The sequence below is a fragment of the Neisseria sicca genome (genome assembly GCF_014054945.1).
GTDB classification, from domain to species: Bacteria; Pseudomonadota; Gammaproteobacteria; order Burkholderiales; family Neisseriaceae; genus Neisseria; species Neisseria sicca.
In genome coordinates this window covers 1,651,836-1,666,287 of record NZ_CP059566.1, presented here as the reverse complement: position 1 = coordinate 1,666,287, position 14,452 = coordinate 1,651,836, and the positions used below count along the sequence as shown (strand labels likewise).

15 protein-coding genes are annotated in these 14,452 nt (G+C 54.1%); 4 read left to right on the top strand and 11 right to left on the bottom strand.

The window, feature by feature from the left end:
* Positions 1-16: 16 nt before the first annotated feature.
* From H3L95_RS08045 to H3L95_RS08035, 3 genes are all read right to left on the bottom strand, one after another.
* On the bottom strand, positions 17-742 hold the full coding sequence (locus H3L95_RS08045; protein WP_003761660.1) for a fimbrial biogenesis chaperone: 726 nt from the start codon (positions 740-742) through the stop codon (positions 17-19).
* 41 nt (positions 743-783) lie between these two features.
* Entirely contained in the window at positions 784-1,425 is a 642-nt protein-coding gene (locus tag H3L95_RS08040; RefSeq protein WP_009311059.1) for a spore coat protein U domain-containing protein, read from the bottom strand.
* 636 nt (positions 1,426-2,061) lie between these two features.
* A complete protein-coding gene (locus H3L95_RS08035) occupies positions 2,062-3,126 on the bottom strand; it encodes a 2,3-butanediol dehydrogenase (protein ID WP_003768647.1) in 1,065 nt (354 codons plus the stop codon).
* 537 nt (positions 3,127-3,663) lie between these two features.
* Between H3L95_RS08035 and aroG the strand changes: the two genes are divergently transcribed.
* The gene (gene aroG, locus H3L95_RS08030; protein WP_003761677.1) at positions 3,664-4,713 is read left to right on the top strand and encodes a 3-deoxy-7-phosphoheptulonate synthase AroG; all 1,050 of its coding nucleotides are present in this window, start codon (positions 3,664-3,666) and stop codon (positions 4,711-4,713) included.
* Between the two features lie 233 nt (positions 4,714-4,946).
* On the top strand, positions 4,947-5,162 hold the full coding sequence (locus H3L95_RS08025; protein ID WP_003761681.1) for a YMGG-like glycine zipper-containing protein: 216 nt from the start codon (positions 4,947-4,949) through the stop codon (positions 5,160-5,162).
* 323 nt (positions 5,163-5,485) lie between these two features.
* Here the strand turns inward: H3L95_RS08025 and H3L95_RS08020 are convergent, their stop codons facing one another.
* Both H3L95_RS08020 and orn read right to left on the bottom strand, forming a co-directional pair.
* Positions 5,486-6,535 carry a metallophosphoesterase gene (locus H3L95_RS08020; RefSeq protein ID WP_182096134.1) on the bottom strand — a complete coding sequence of 350 codons (1,050 nt, stop codon included), beginning with the start codon at positions 6,533-6,535 and terminating at the stop codon, positions 5,486-5,488.
* A gap of 41 nt (positions 6,536-6,576) precedes the next feature.
* Positions 6,577-7,134, bottom strand: coding sequence for an oligoribonuclease (gene orn / locus H3L95_RS08015; RefSeq protein ID WP_003761686.1), 558 nt, complete (start codon positions 7,132-7,134; stop codon positions 6,577-6,579).
* Positions 7,135-7,336: 202 nt separating this feature from the next.
* On the opposite strand from orn, the gene H3L95_RS13865 reads away from it, so the two are divergent.
* On the top strand, positions 7,337-7,465 hold the full coding sequence (locus H3L95_RS13865) for a hypothetical protein (protein WP_259345813.1): 129 nt from the start codon (positions 7,337-7,339) through the stop codon (positions 7,463-7,465).
* An 85-nt stretch (positions 7,466-7,550) separates the two neighbouring features.
* Here H3L95_RS13865 and H3L95_RS08010 read toward each other — a convergent pair whose 3' ends face one another.
* Positions 7,551-9,227 (bottom strand): formate--tetrahydrofolate ligase, encoded by a 1,677-nt coding sequence (locus H3L95_RS08010; protein ID WP_003761691.1) that lies wholly within the window; start codon positions 9,225-9,227, stop codon positions 7,551-7,553.
* Positions 9,228-9,421: 194 nt separating this feature from the next.
* Between H3L95_RS08010 and H3L95_RS08005 the strand changes: the two genes are divergently transcribed.
* Entirely contained in the window at positions 9,422-9,853 is a 432-nt protein-coding gene (locus H3L95_RS08005) for an EamA family transporter (RefSeq protein ID WP_003761693.1), read from the top strand.
* Between the two features lie 187 nt (positions 9,854-10,040).
* Here H3L95_RS08005 and H3L95_RS08000 read toward each other — a convergent pair whose 3' ends face one another.
* The 5 genes from H3L95_RS08000 to H3L95_RS07980 form a co-directional block, all read right to left on the bottom strand.
* The gene (locus H3L95_RS08000) at positions 10,041-11,441 is read right to left on the bottom strand and encodes an L-serine ammonia-lyase (RefSeq protein WP_003761696.1); all 1,401 of its coding nucleotides are present in this window, start codon (positions 11,439-11,441) and stop codon (positions 10,041-10,043) included.
* A 348-nt stretch (positions 11,442-11,789) separates the two neighbouring features.
* Positions 11,790-12,482 carry a M48 family metallopeptidase gene (locus tag H3L95_RS07995; RefSeq protein WP_003761698.1) on the bottom strand — a complete coding sequence of 231 codons (693 nt, stop codon included), beginning with the start codon at positions 12,480-12,482 and terminating at the stop codon, positions 11,790-11,792.
* Between the two features lie 33 nt (positions 12,483-12,515).
* Positions 12,516-13,250 carry a lysophospholipid acyltransferase family protein gene (locus H3L95_RS07990; protein ID WP_003761701.1) on the bottom strand — a complete coding sequence of 245 codons (735 nt, stop codon included), beginning with the start codon at positions 13,248-13,250 and terminating at the stop codon, positions 12,516-12,518.
* Positions 13,251-13,333: 83 nt separating this feature from the next.
* Positions 13,334-13,912, bottom strand: a complete 579-nt coding sequence (gene gmhB, locus H3L95_RS07985; RefSeq protein WP_003761702.1) for a D-glycero-beta-D-manno-heptose 1,7-bisphosphate 7-phosphatase — start codon at positions 13,910-13,912, stop codon at positions 13,334-13,336.
* A complete protein-coding gene (locus H3L95_RS07980) occupies positions 13,909-14,373 on the bottom strand; it encodes a DUF7832 domain-containing protein (protein ID WP_003761704.1) in 465 nt (154 codons plus the stop codon). The genes gmhB and H3L95_RS07980 overlap by 4 nt, the downstream gene beginning before the upstream one ends.
* Positions 14,374-14,452 lie beyond the last annotated feature (79 nt).

The following is a 14,452-nucleotide window of genomic DNA, read 5'->3' as shown; positions in this document are numbered from 1 at the left end:
GAGCCGTGTCCTTAGGTCATGGGGTGGCAAACCGAACCTCCGTTTGGATCGGCATACCGTTTACCGTGGCATTCAGACGACCTTGGTTCAGAGAGGCGGGGGAAACTTCCAATTCGCGTTTCCAAGTGTTGCCCGGCAGGACGTAGCCCGCCAGACCGTTTGCCAGCGTCAAGGCGTCTTTGGCAGAGGTCGTCTGAAAAGTAATATTGCTCAGTTGCGCATGGGCATTGCCCGTGTTTTCGGCAACCAAAACCGTTTTGCCGTTCGCGGATTTTTCCGCACGCCATTGCAGCTTCGGTTCGGCATTGTTTTGAACGTTGACAAACAGCGGCAGCGAATAGCGCATCACCAACTGAATGCCTTTTTGCGGTTTCGCATTGGGAGCGGGCAGCTCGTCCACAATCAGGCGGTAGGCTTCTTCAGCCTGTTTGTCGGACGGTTTGACGCGCATCACGCGGAATTGCTGCTGCGCACCCGCTTCCAGTTTGACCATGGGCGGGCTGGCAATGACGGCATCGGTAGGTTCGAGCACTTCACCGCCGTTTGCGTCCTGCGTCCAGCGGAACACGCGCACTTGCGCCGTCAACGGCTCTGTGCCCTTGTTTCCCAAAGTAAAAATACCCGCCCGCTGTTTGGCGGGCAGGGAAAGCGATGTCGGATTGACTTGCAAGCCGGCGGCATGGCTTGGTAAAACCGCTGCCGCCGTCAGCATACCGACCAGTGTGCTGATTGCTTTTTGCATGAGGATTTTTTAGTTGTTTTGTTTTGAGGGAGTGACTCAGATTAGTAACTCAGGGTTACTTTGACTTGGTCTTGGTAGGTGTCGATGAATTTGTTTAATTCACCTGCTTTGACAGTTGCATATACAGGGAGTTTGACTGCTTCGGAATCACTTAAACCTTGTCCTGTCAATGAAAGAAGGTCAGTACCTGAATTACCCCAAGGAGTGTTGCTGTTGGTCTCTTGGACTGTTTGATTTATGCCTGAACCGTTTACGACAGGTTTTTGAAGTTGATAGCTGATGGTGTCATTATTTTGTTTTGATGTACGAGAGATACCCCACATTGTGCCTTCACCATTGTTGCTTGTTACGTTTTGAGGTTCCAAACCTACTGTGAAAAGTGTGTTTTTACTGCAACGGATATTCAGACCAGTAGCCATACCGCCAACGTTTTTTTGGGTAATAGCGGTTGAATTTGATGATGCGACATGTGTGCTGAAATCAATGTCCGCTCCAGCCAGACTTGGGTCTTCGGTAGTAATTTTCGTACTATTCAATGCGCTGTTTGTTGTTAGAACTTCGCAAGTGCCGGTCAATTTCAGGTGTACGTTGAAATTGCCTTCTTTAGTTTCGGCCATTGCAGCATTGCCCATCATCATCAGAGAAGCCAAAGCCAGAGAAGTTAAAGTAAAACGTGTTTTCATCGGATTTATCCTTGTATGTGAGTTTAGGTGTGTATTGACACAGTCTCCGTAATATTTCTGTGTAACTGATATACGGCAGGCTTTTTTGCCTGAACGGTATATATGACATTATTATGATTTGTGATTATTGTTGCAACTGTTATTGTTTGGTATTTTATAAGTTCCTGTGTTTTTTGTAAATTTTTGTATTATTTTTTGTTGTTTTTTTGCAAAGATTATACTTTATTCGGTATTTAAATTAGATAAGAGGTCGTCTAAAAGCGTTTAAAAGAAGCTTTAGTTTCTTGAAGTTGGCTTTCAGACGACCTTTGCAGATGTTTTGGCAGTAGATTGGGTGGTGTTGGGAAATATAGTGGATTAACTTTAAATCAGGACAAGGCGACGAAGCCGCAGACAGTACAGATAGTACGGAACCGATTCACTTGGTGCTTCAGCACCTTAGAGAATCGTTTTCTTTGAGCTAAGGTGAGGCAACGCCGTACTGGTTTAAATTTAATCCACTATAACTGATGGACAATAGCCTGAAGGGTATTGTGGATGATGGGGTGAATTGTCTTTGCAGATAAAAAGGTCGTCTGAAAATCTTGATTTGAGGTTTTCAGACGACCTTTGTGTTTCTATCAATCCGTCAGGCGTTTACAGGTTGGGATTGACGATGATTTTGACGGCGGATTCGTTGTTGTGAATCAGACGCTCGAAGCCTTCGGAAACCAGCTCGTCCAGCTTGATACGCTGGGTGATGAAAGGTTCGAGGTTGATTTTGCCTTCTTCCACCAGTTTGATGGTTTCGGCGTGGTCGTTACAGTAGGCGATGGTGCCGCGCACGTCCAGCTCTTTCATCACAACGCTGTGGACGTTGATGGTGGCGGGGTGGCTCCAAATGGATACGATGACGACTTTTGCGGTCGGGCGGCAGGCTTCGACCATGGTGTCCAGCACTTTATTGACGCTGGTGCATTCGAATGCCACGTCCACGCCTTCGCCGTTGGTCAGTTTTTTCACTTCTTCGACGACGTCGACTTCGGACGGGTCGAGGATGTAGTCGGCAACGCCCGATTCGCGGGCTTTGTCTTTGCGCGCTTTGCTCAATTCGGTGATGATGACTTTGATGCCTTTGGCTTTCAACACGGCGGCAAGCAGCAAACCGATGGGGCCTGCGCCGCCGACCAATGCGACGTCGCCTGCTTTCGCGCCGCTGCGGACGTAGGCGTGATGACCGACGGACAGGGGCTCAATCAAAGCGGCTTGGTCTAACGGGATTTTGTCGGAAATCGGATGCACCCAGCGGCGTTTGACGGCGATTTTTTCGGCAAGGCCGCCGCCGCAGCCGCCCAAGCCGATGAAGTTCATGTCTTTGGAGAGGTGGTAGTTGCTGCCTTCGCCGGTCGGTACGTCATCGCGGATGATGTAGGGTTCGACCACGACGTGTTGTCCGACTTTGAGGTCGTCCACGCCTTCGCCGACGGCATAAACCACACCGGAGAACTCGTGTCCCATCGTTACGGGCGCGGACTCGCCGGAAATCGGGTGCGGATGGCCGCAGGGCGGGATGAAAATCGGACCTTCCATAAATTCGTGCAGGTCGGTACCGCAGATACCGCACCAGGCGACGTTGATGCCGACGGTGCCGGGGGCGACGGTCGGTTCGGGGATGTCTTCGATGCGGATGTCGCCTTTATCGTAAAAACGTGCTGCTTTCATTGTAACGCTCCTTGTTTTGAGGTTGAAAAGAAAGGTCGTCTGAAAGGTAGGACGGCTTTTCAGTAAGGGCGGGAAGGATGTGTGGGATGTGCGACGAATATATGGTTATTTTAATGATGCGGCAGGGCGGGTTGTGTAGGATAAGCAACACAGGCTGCGCGATATTGCTTTGATATTTTGTTATTTTACTACATTTCGATGTGAATGATATGTCGGCTTGCGTAAAAACGAAGCAGGGCTTGTCCGCGGTCAAGTTTTGGATGAAATAGTCTTATAGGTATTCGTCAAAAAGATGCTGTCGGAAGGCGGGAGGATTATTGGGGAAGGATGAAAATTGTTGACAACGCAGGTATTGCTTATTGAGTTAATCAAAATTTTATTGCGAAAAAATTTGAATTTTAGAAATTTAAATATATAAAAACAGAAAAAATTTGATTTTTTGAAATAAAATTGCCATAAGATGGCTAAAAGGCTTGTTTAAAACAGGTAAAGAAGGTAATCTATGCCTTAATTTATCTGAATTTGAAAGCAATAACAATGACCCAACAATACCCTACCGACGACATTAAGATTAGAGAAGTCAAAGAGCTGCTGCCGCCGATTGCCCATTTGTACGAGCTGCCGATTTCCGAGGAAGCGGCGGGGCTGGTACACCGCACGCGGCATGAAATCGCCGATTTGGTTCACAGCAAGGACAACCGCCTGCTGGTGATTATCGGCCCGTGTTCCATCCACGACCCCAAAGCCGCCTTGGAATACGCCGAACGTTTGCTGGTGTTGCGCAAGAAATATGAAAAAGAATTGCTGATTGTGATGCGCGTGTATTTTGAAAAACCGCGTACGACGGTGGGTTGGAAAGGTCTGATTAACGACCCGCACTTGGACGGCACGTTCGACATCAACTACGGCCTGCGTCAGGCACGCAGCTTGCTGCTGACGCTGAACAATATGGGCATGCCCGCTTCGACGGAGTTCCTCGACATGATTACGCCGCAATATTACGCGGACTTGATTTCTTGGGGCGCGATCGGTGCGCGAACGACGGAAAGTCAGGTACACCGCGAACTCGCCAGCGGTCTGTCTTGTCCGGTCGGTTTCAAAAACGGTACGGACGGCAATCTGAAAATCGCCATCGATGCGATTGGCGCGGCAAGTCATCCGCATCACTTCCTGTCTGTAACCAAAGCAGGGCATTCCGCCATTGTGCATACCGGCGGCAATCCCGACTGCCACGTTATCCTGCGCGGCGGTAAGGAGCCGAATTACAGCACCGAACACGTTAAATCGGCGGCGGAACAATTAATAAAAGTCGGTTTGTCGCCCAAGCTGATGGTTGATTGCAGCCACGCAAACAGCCGTAAAGATTACAGACGGCAGATGGAAGTTGCCCAAGATGTTGCCGCGCAACTGGAAAACGGCGAAGACAATATTATGGGCGTAATGGTTGAAAGCCATTTGGTCGAAGGCAGACAGGACAAGCCCGAGGTTTACGGGCAAAGCATTACCGATGCCTGCATCGGCTGGGATACCACCGAAGAAATGCTCGCGCTTTTGGCTGCGGCAAACCGTAAACGGGTCGCGCCTTAAATCGGTTTGTGTGGCGAAAAAGAGGTCGTCTGAAAGGTCTGTGTGTGGGTAAAAACAGACAGTTTCAGACGACCTTTTATTTAATTTGTCTGATTTATCGGATTATGGTTTTTTCTAACTGTCCGCCTGTTAAGTTATCCTAGTTTAAAATGACTTTACTTATTGGAATAAATATTAATGACTTGGTGTGACATACTTTCGTCACTGAGTTAACCCACAACGGAGAACACACCATGAGCAAGTCTTTCTTGACTAAAACTTTGACCTTGATCGCCATTGCTACTTCTCTGAGTGCATGTGCGGGCATGACCCAAACACAACGCAATACTGCTACTGGCGCGGTATTGGGCGGTGTAGCGGGTAACTTGATCGGTGGCGATACCGGCTCTACTTTGGGCGGCGCTGCATTAGGCGGCGTCATCGGCAGCCAAGTCCACAGACATCGTTAATTTTTAAAACGATAAAAGCCGGTCGGACCTTAAATAGGTTCGGCCGGCTTTTTTTTATAGTAGATTAACTTTAAACCAGTACGGCGTTGCCTCGCCTTAGCTCAAAGAGAACGATTCTCTAAGGTGCTGAAGCACCAAGTGAATCGGTTCCGTACTATCTGTACTGTCTGCGGCTTCGTCGCCTTGTCCTGATTTTTGTTAATCCACTATATTTGGCGTGATTGAATCAGAAGAATGTTTGCGCAAGGGGACGGGTTTATCGGCGTTCAAACTTATGGATTGCTTTTCTGTGGGTTGGGCGAGTATGCCGGTTTGTTGTCAGGCTAACGCGTCGCCGCGCATTCGCCGTTCTCAAACACCAACACCTTCTCCGGCCAGCGCAATGCCGCCAGCCGGAACTGTTCGAGACGGTATTTCTGCGGGAATTTCCTTGCCCGCCAGCTTGCACCAATCGAGAAATCGACGCAGAACACGTTGCGCCGCGCGCCGTGCCACACATCCGGCTGCGGCGGCAGCAACAGCCGTTCGGCGGCAACGGCGGCGGGAGAGGGCTGCCAACTGCGCCAATAATGGCCGATAACGACGGGCGTATCGTCGCGGTAGTCGTCCCACCACGCGCAACGGGTCGTACCGCGCCAGCGTCCTCCGGCGTAAAACGGCTTGTCCGCCAAACGCTCCACGCCACTGGTGAGGGCGCGTATCGGATGCAGGCGGCTGCGTTCGAGTTCGTATCGCGCGGTGGCGGGCATGGGCGGCGGCGCATGGTCGGGATTTTCCGCCTGCGGGGCGTAATGCGTTTGTTCGTAGAGGTAGTCGGGATACCAAGAGGCCGTCTGAAGGCGGTGTTTCAACTCGGCATCGAAGCGGCGGTATTGCGCGGTCAGGCTTTCGCCCTTTGCTTCTTCGAGGCGTTCGATTTGCGGCGGCAGCCAGGCGGCGTGGACAATGCGCAGGTCTTCGCGCTCCAGCAGCAGCGGCTGTTCGGCCAGCCATGCGCGCAATTCGGTTTTTTCTTTTTCTTCCACGCAATGCCACGGCGCGTAATGGGCGTCTTTTTCGGCGCGGACATCGAAAAACCAGCCCGAGCCGTCTTTCGGGTCGTCGGCAAGGATGTTCAATTCGTGGTTGCCCAAAACCATCCATGCCCATCCGTGTTCGTAAGCCTGTTTGAACCACGCCAGCATCGCTGGGCTGTCGGGGCCGCGGTCGCACAAATCGCCGACGAACACCAGCCGCCGCCCGCGCGGATGGAAACCGTCGTCGCGGTAGCCGAGCCGGTGCAGCAGCGATTGAAAGGCGGCAAATTCGCCGTGAACGTCGCCGACGATGTCCAGCGGCGTATCGGGCAGGGATTGGCGGTATTGATAGGACATGATGGTGGAAGGTCGTCTGAAAAAGTGTGCCGACGGTGTTTTCAGACGGCCTCGGGCAGTTTCAAGAAGTTTTCGCGGTAGTAACGCATTTCCTCGATGCTTTCGAGAATATCGTCCAAAGCCTGATGCGAACCACGTTTCACCACGCCTTTGGCAACGGGCGGATTCCAACGTTTGGCGAGTTCTTTCAGGGTGGACACGTCCAGATTGCGGTAGTGGAAATACGCTTCGAGGCGCGGCATGTATTTGACCATGAAGCGGCGGTCTTGATGAATGGAATTGCCGCACATCGGCGTGGCTTTTTCGGGAATCCATTGCGCGATAAAGTCGAGCAGTTTTTGTTCCACTTCGGCTTCGGTGAGCTGCGATTCGCGCACGCGCTGCGTCAGCCCCGTGCGGCCGTGGGTGGCGGTGTTCCACTCGTCCATGCCGTCGAGCAGTTCGTCACTTTGGTGGACGACATAAACTTCGGACTGCGCCAAGACGTTCAAATCGGAGTCGGTAATAATCATGGCGACTTCGATGATGCGTTCGCGTTCGGGGTCAAGCCCGGTCATTTCCATGTCGAGCCAGCAGAGGTTGCTTGCGTTTTGAGTCATTTCAGACGACCTTTCGTCGGTTTAAAAACAATGGGCGGTATTATAGTGGATTAACTTCAAATCAGGATAAGGCAAAGCGGTCGAGTAAACAAAGGGTCGTCTGAAAACGAGTGCGGCGGGTTTGTTCTATTGTTTCAGACGACTATTTTCATCAGGGAAGGATTCGCGGACGAAGCCCACGCTACGGGTTGTCGAGTTTGAGTTGAAACTGTTCCAAATGATAAAAGGTCGTCTGAAAACCGATGCGGCGGATTTGCTCTATTGTTTCAGACGACTATTCATCAGGGGTCGATTCGCGGGCAAAGCCCACGCTACGGGTTGTTGCGGTTGAGTTTAAACTGTTCCCAAATGATAAAAGGTCGTCTGAAAACCGTTTTCAGACGACCTTTGCCGTTTTACTTCACATCCGATTCAAATCAGAACAAGCCGTGAATCACACCGTCTGCGTCTACGTCGATTTTCTCGGCGGCAGGGACTTTGGGCAGGCCGGGCATTTTCATCATGTTGCCGCACAGGGCGACGATGAAGCCTGCGCCGGCGGAAACGGTGATGCCGCGCACGGTGATGCGGAAGCCTTCGGGGCAGCCCAAGAGTTTGGCGTTGTCGCTGAGGGAATATTGGGTTTTTGCCATGCAGACGGGCATTTTGTCCAAGCCCAGTTTTTCCAGCGAGGCGATTTCGGCGGATGCTTCTGCGCTGAAATCGACGTCTTCCGCGCCGTACACTTTTTGGGCGATGGCGCGGATTTTGTCTTTGATGCTCAACTCGACATCGTAGGCGAAGCTGAAGTTATTGGGTTGGTTGTCGATGGCGTTGACGACTTTGCGCGCCAAATCCGCGCCGCCCGCGCCGCCTTTGCCCCACACTTCGGTCAGGGAAACTTCGACGCCGTGTTCGGCGCAGGCTTTTTCAATCATTGCCAACTCGGCATCGGAGTCGGACACGAAGCGGTTGATGGCGACGACGACGGGCAGGCCGAATACGTTTTTCAGGTTGGAAATGTGTTTCAGCAGGTTGGGCAGGCCTTTTGCCAAGGCTTCGAGGTTTTCTTCACCGAGGTTGGCGCGTTCTACGCCGCCGTTGTATTTCAAGGCGCGGACGGTGGCGACGACGACGGCTGCGTCGGGTTTCAAACCGGCAAGGCGGCATTTGATGTCGCAGAATTTTTCCGCGCCCAAATCGGCGCCGAAGCCTGCTTCGGTTACGGCGTAATCGGCAAGGTGTTTCGCCAGTCGGGTGGCGGTAACGGAGTTGCAACCGTGGGCGATGTTGGCGAACGGACCGCCGTGTACGAAGGCGGGCGTGCCTTCGATGGTTTGTACCAAGTTGGGTTTGATGGCGTCTTTGAGCAATGCCGCCATCGCGCCGTGGGCTTTCAAATCTTTGGCGTAAACGGGGCTGCCGTCTTTGGCGTAGGCGACGAGGATGTTGCCCAAACGCTCTTTCAAATCGCTGATGTCTTTGGCGAGACAGAATACCGCCATGACTTCGGAGGCAACGGTGATGTCGAAGCCGTCGGGACGAATCACGCCGTCAACGGGTTTGCCCATGCCGTCGATGATATTGCGCAACTGGCGGTCGTTCATATCGACCACGCGCCGCCACAGCACGCGTTTGGGATCGATGTTCAACTCGTTGCCTTGGTAGATATGGTTGTCGAGCATGGCGGCCAAGAGGTTGTTCGCCGCGCCGATGGCGTGGAAGTCGCCGGTGAAGTGCAGGTTGATGTCTTCCATCGGCAAAACTTGGGCATAGCCGCCGCCCGCCGCACCGCCTTTGACGCCGAACACAGGCCCCAAAGAAGGTTCGCGCAGGGCGATAACAGAATCTTTGCCGATGTGGCGCAAAGCATCCGCCAAACCGATGGTCACGGTGGTTTTGCCTTCGCCCGCCGGAGTCGGGTTGATGGCGGTAACCAAAATCAGACGGCCTTGTTTTTGCGGCAGTTTGAACGCTTCGGCAGGATTGATTTTGGCTTTGTAATGGCCGTAGGGTTCGATATTGTCAACGTTCAAACCCAGCTTGGCGGCAATTTCGCCAATCGGACGCATAGTGGAAGATTGGGCGATTTCGGCATCGGTTTTGAAGCTCATGATTTTCCTTTACTGAATGGAGAAAAAGAGAGGAGGGTCGTCTGAAAGCCCATCGGAAAGACAAACGCTGATGGATTCAAAAGAATATTAGGCATATTATAGCGTTATCTGAGAATGAATCGCAGTGAAAAATTCGATAATTCAATAAGAATGCGGTTCATATTGTTGACAATCCACAAGAGAAACGGACAAACATGGGCAGCAACGCATGGCTTTTCTGGGCATTGGCATCCGCAGGCTTCGCCTCGTTGACGGCGATTTTCGCCAAAATGGGTTTGCAGGGCATAGATTCGGATTTCGCCACCTTCATCCGCACGCTGGTCATCCTCGCCGCACTGGTCTTGTTCCTGACCTATACCGGCAAATGGCAGGGCGTAAACGGGTTCACAGGAAGAAACTGGACATTCCTGATTCTGTCCGGCCTCGCCACCGGCGCATCTTGGCTCGCCTACTTCAAAGCCCTGCAACTGGGCAACGCCTCGCAAGTCGCCCCCGTCGATAAATTCAGCCTGGTTTTGGTCGCGCTGATGGCGGTGGTCTTTTTGGACGAACGCCCCAGCACGCAGGAATGGATAGGCTTGGGACTGGTTACGGCGGGTGTGTTGACGCTGGCTTTGAAACGGTAAGGCGAAATGATTTTTCAGACGACCTTTTAAGCAGAGGGGTCGTCTGAAAATGTTGCGCCGCAAATATGGCTGAAGGCTTGCCGTCATTTGCGGCGATGGTTTTGCGTGCATACGCGAGGAGTTGAATCCATCAAAAAGGTCGTCTGAAAAACAAAATGTTCAGACGACCTTTTTGTCTGCTCCGTTTTCAACATTCCACAACGCGGACGGATACGGGAACGGCTTTTTTCTGGAGGGTGATGGCGAGTCCGGCAAGCGAGGTTTCTTTGTAGGTGGACTTCATGTCGCGCCCGGTTTGCAGCATGGTTTGGATGACTTCGTCAAGCGAGACTTTTTTGTCCGTGCCGTCTTCCAGCAGGGCGAGGGTGCCGAGTTTGAGGGCTTTTTCGGCGGCGATGCCGTTGCGTTCGATGCAGGGGATTTGCACCAATCCGCCGACGGGGTCACAGGTCAGGCCTAGATGGTGTTCCATCGCCATTTCGGCGGCGTTTTCCACTTGTTTGGGCGTGCCGCCGATGACTTCGGCGTATGCGCCCGCCGCCATGGAGCAGGCGACGCCGACTTCGCCTTGGCAGCCGACGTCCGCGCCGGAGATGGAGGCGTTGGTTTTGTAGAGGATGCCGATGGCGCCTGCGGTGAGCAGGAAGTTTTCGACGCGCTCTTGCGTGGCGTGCGGGTTGAACTTGCGGAAGTAGTGCAGGACGGCGGGGATGATGCCGGCGGCGCCGTTGGTCGGGGCGGTAACGACGCGTCCGCCGGCGGCGTTTTCTTCGTTGACCGCCATGGCGTAAACCATGGGCCAAAGCTGGGTGTTGACGATTTCGGTTTCACGCAGGGCTTTGAGTTTGGCGGCAAGCTGCGGGGCGCGGCGGCGGACGTTCAAGCCGCCGGGCAGTTCGCCGTCTGCCGCCAGCCCGCGTTTGATGCAGCCTTCCATAACGTCGGCAACGCCGGCGACGCGGCGGCGGATTTCGGCTTCGCTGCAACCGACAAGCGCGGCTTCGTTTGCCAACACGGCTTCGGAAATGTCGAGCTGGTTCATGCGGCATTGGGCGAGCAGTTCGGCGCAGCTGGTGTAAGGGTAGGGGACTGGGCGCGTTTGTTCAGCTTGTTTGTCAAACTCTTGATCGGTAACGATAAAGCCGCCGCCGACGGAGTAGTAAATTTGTTCTTTGAGTTTGCCGCCGTCTTTGCCGTAGGCGGTGAAATTCAGTCCGTTCGGGTGTTTGGGCAACACTTGGTCGCCGCGTATGTTCAGGTCGCTGTCGGGGTTGAAGCGGATTTCGCGTCCGTTGAGGCGGAGGATGTGTTGCGTGCGGATGCGTTCGAGACGGTCGGGGATGTCGGCGAGGGGGATGTCGTGCGGCAGGCTGCCTTCCAAGCCGAGCAGGAGGGCGTCGAATGTGCCGTGTCCGCGTCCTGTCAGCGCCAGCGAGCCGTAAATGTCGATGACGATGCGTTCGGTTTGCGCGTCCAGCCCTGATTGTTTGAGGTCGTCTGAAAAGGCGGCGGCGGCTTTCATGGGGCCGACGGTGTGGGAGCTGGAAGGGCCGATGCCGATTTTGAAAATGTCGAAAATGCTGATCATGATGTGTTTTCCCTCAATGTTGGCTGTTTGTGTGGCGGAGTACGGATGTTGTCTGTTTGTCGGGCGGTTTGATGTGTCGCGTGGTTAAGGCTCGTTTTCACGCGACTGAAAGTCTGCGTATTTTAGTCTTTTTTGTCGGACGGATGATGCGCGAGCTGCCGTCGCAAAAGTATACGGCATTATCCTGTTTTGCAGGGCGGGCGGATAGTGGGGCGGATGGTTGGTGACGGATTGGCATGATTTGCCGTGCGTAGCCATCATGAATTGGGTCGTCTGAAATCTTGTTTGGACTTGAAACGGGCGAAACGGGGTTTCAGACGACCTTGATGTATCGGCGTGTCGAACTCTTTAGCCTAATGCAAACAATTCGCGGCCGTGGGCTTTCAGCCATGTTTCGGCGGCTTGGGTGTGCGGGGTGAGGCGGTTGACGGTTGCCCAAAACTGCGGACTGTGGTCGGGGTGGGGCAGGTGGCAGAGTTCGTGGATGCAGATGTAGTCTGCGACGTAATCGGGTGCGCCGATGAGCCGCCAGTTGAGGCGGATGCCGGTGGTGTGGCGGCAGACGCCCCAGAAGGTTTTGGCGTTGGAGAGGGCGGTCGCGGCGGGAATGAGGGTGGTGGCGCGGGCGTGGTGCTCGAGGCGCGGCAGCAGGTATTCGCGGGCGCGTTCGTGCAGGAAGCGGCGTAGGTGGGTCAGTTGGGCGGCGGGTTCTTTTTCGGGCAGCAGGATTTCAGACGGCCTGATTTGGATGTGGCTGCCGTTGTGGACGGACAGGGTCGTCTGAACGCCTTGATACCAAATCCATTCGGGGAGGGTGTCGGCGGATGCGGCGGTCGGGGCTTGGGCGAGGGTGCGGCGCAAGAGCGGTTCGTTGTCGGTCAGCCATTGGGTGAGAAAGCGATGGCTGACGAACGGGGGAACGTTGATGCTGACGGTGTCGCGGGATACGGGGCGCAGGATAAGGTTTTTCTTGGCGCTGCGTTTGAGCCGGATTCGGATGGACTGGCCGTCTGAAAGGGTGTGGGCGTAGTGTCGGGACATGGGTTGGGTTGGTGTCGGGGCGAATCTGCGTTTTCAGACGACCTTTGCGACGGCAAATGGTCCTTTTCCTTCGATAAGGGGTTGTTGCGCTTCAATCCGTTTTTCGCATTCCGCCATCAATTCGGCTTCCGAGCCGCTGCTGTGGGGGATGACGGGGTTGATGACGACGGTGATGGTGCCGGGGTGTTTGAGGAAGGCGTTTTTCGGCCAAAATTCGCCGCTGTTGAGGGAGACGGGGACGATGTCCATTTCAAACATTTTCGCCATGCGCGCGCCGCCGAGTTTGTAGCGGCCTTTTTCGCCGGGCGGCAGGCGTGTGCCTTCGGGGAAGATGGTGATCCAGTAGCCTTCGTTTTTGCGCGCCATGCCTTGTTCCATCAGTTGTTTGCTGGCTTCGCGGCTGTTGCTGCGGTCTATACCTATGGTTTTGACGAGTTTCAGGCCCCAGCCGAAAAAGGGAATTTTGAACAGCTCGCGTTTGGCGACGTAAACCTGCGGCGGGAAGATTTCCTGCAGGGCGAGGGTTTCCCAGCCGCTTTGGTGTTTGGCGCAGATGATGGAGGGGCGGTCGGGGATGTTTTCGGCACCGATGAGGCGGTATTTGAGCCCGATGATGTGTTTGAGCGACCAGTTGAGGATGCGTACCCAGATTTGCGCCATTTTGTGCGCGCCGCCTTGGACGGGCAGGGCGAGGAGCATGAAGGGGAAAAGTAAAATCAGGCTGGTGCTGAGGATGAACCAGTAGGTCAGGTTGCGGATGAGGAGCATGTTTTTACCTGTCGGATGGGTCGTCTGAAATCTTGTTTGTGCTTGAAACGGGGCGAAACAGAGTTTCAGACGACCTCGTGTATTTACGGGTTTGCCTGTCCGTCTGCACGGTCTTGTGCGGCTTCGTGCATGATGTATTGGGAGAAGGCGAGCAGGCTGTCGAAGATTTGGGTGTTTTCGGGTAATTCTTTTTCCTGTTGCGACAGGGTTTTCTTGCCTTTGCCGGTCATGACGAGCGCGGTTTTGCCGCCGGCCTCGTGCATGGCTTGCAGGTCGCGCAGGCTGTCGCCGACCAGCCAGGTTTCGGCAGGGTCGGCTTTGAAACGTTCGAGGATGTCGTAAATCATGCCGGGTTTGGGTTTGCGGCAGTCGCAGTTGTCGGCGGCGGTGTGCGGGCAAAACCAGATGCCGTCGATTTCGCCGCCCGCCTGACGGACGAGGCGGTGCATTTTGGCGTGCATTTCGGTCAGGTCTTGGACGGTGAAGTATTTGCGGCCGATGCCGGATTGGTTGGTGGCGACGGCGATGTTGTAGCCTGCCTGCGTCAGGAAGGCGATGGCGTCCATACTGCCTTCGATGGGTATCCATTCGTCTACGGATTTGACGAAGTCGTCGCGGTCTTGGTTGATGACGCCGTCGCGGTCGAGGATGATGAGTTTCACGGTTGCTCTCCGACAGGGGATTCCAAATGGTTTTTCCATTGCTCAAACGCTGCCTGAAAGACGGGTTTGAGGCGTTTGTAGATTTCGGGGGTGTTGGGGACGTGGTAGAAGCCGCCGAGCGACGGGGTGTCGAGGGTGTTGACGTAGTCTTCTAAAAATGCGCCGTAGCCGTCTTCTTCATTGTCGTAGTAATAGGAGGTGAATTGCCGCCCTTGTTCGGTGAAGTCGTCGGGCGTGAGCGCACCGTCCATGTGCTTGAGCAGGAAGCGTCTGCCGCTGGTTCTGCCTTTGAGCATATTGGCGAAATCTTCCGCGCTTTCGGGGGCGGTTTGCCAAACGGGATTCGCCAGCCCTGCCTGTGCTGCCCATATCCAGTACATGCCGATATGCGTGGCGGCGTTTTCGGACGGCAGGCCTTCGGGATATTCTTCGTCTAGGTGGAAGCGGATGTTGTCGTACATGGACGGTCGTGTGCTGTGATTCGGAGGGTGTTTATTGTAACGGAAAACGGGAGAGGTCGTCTGAAATCTGTTTTCAGAC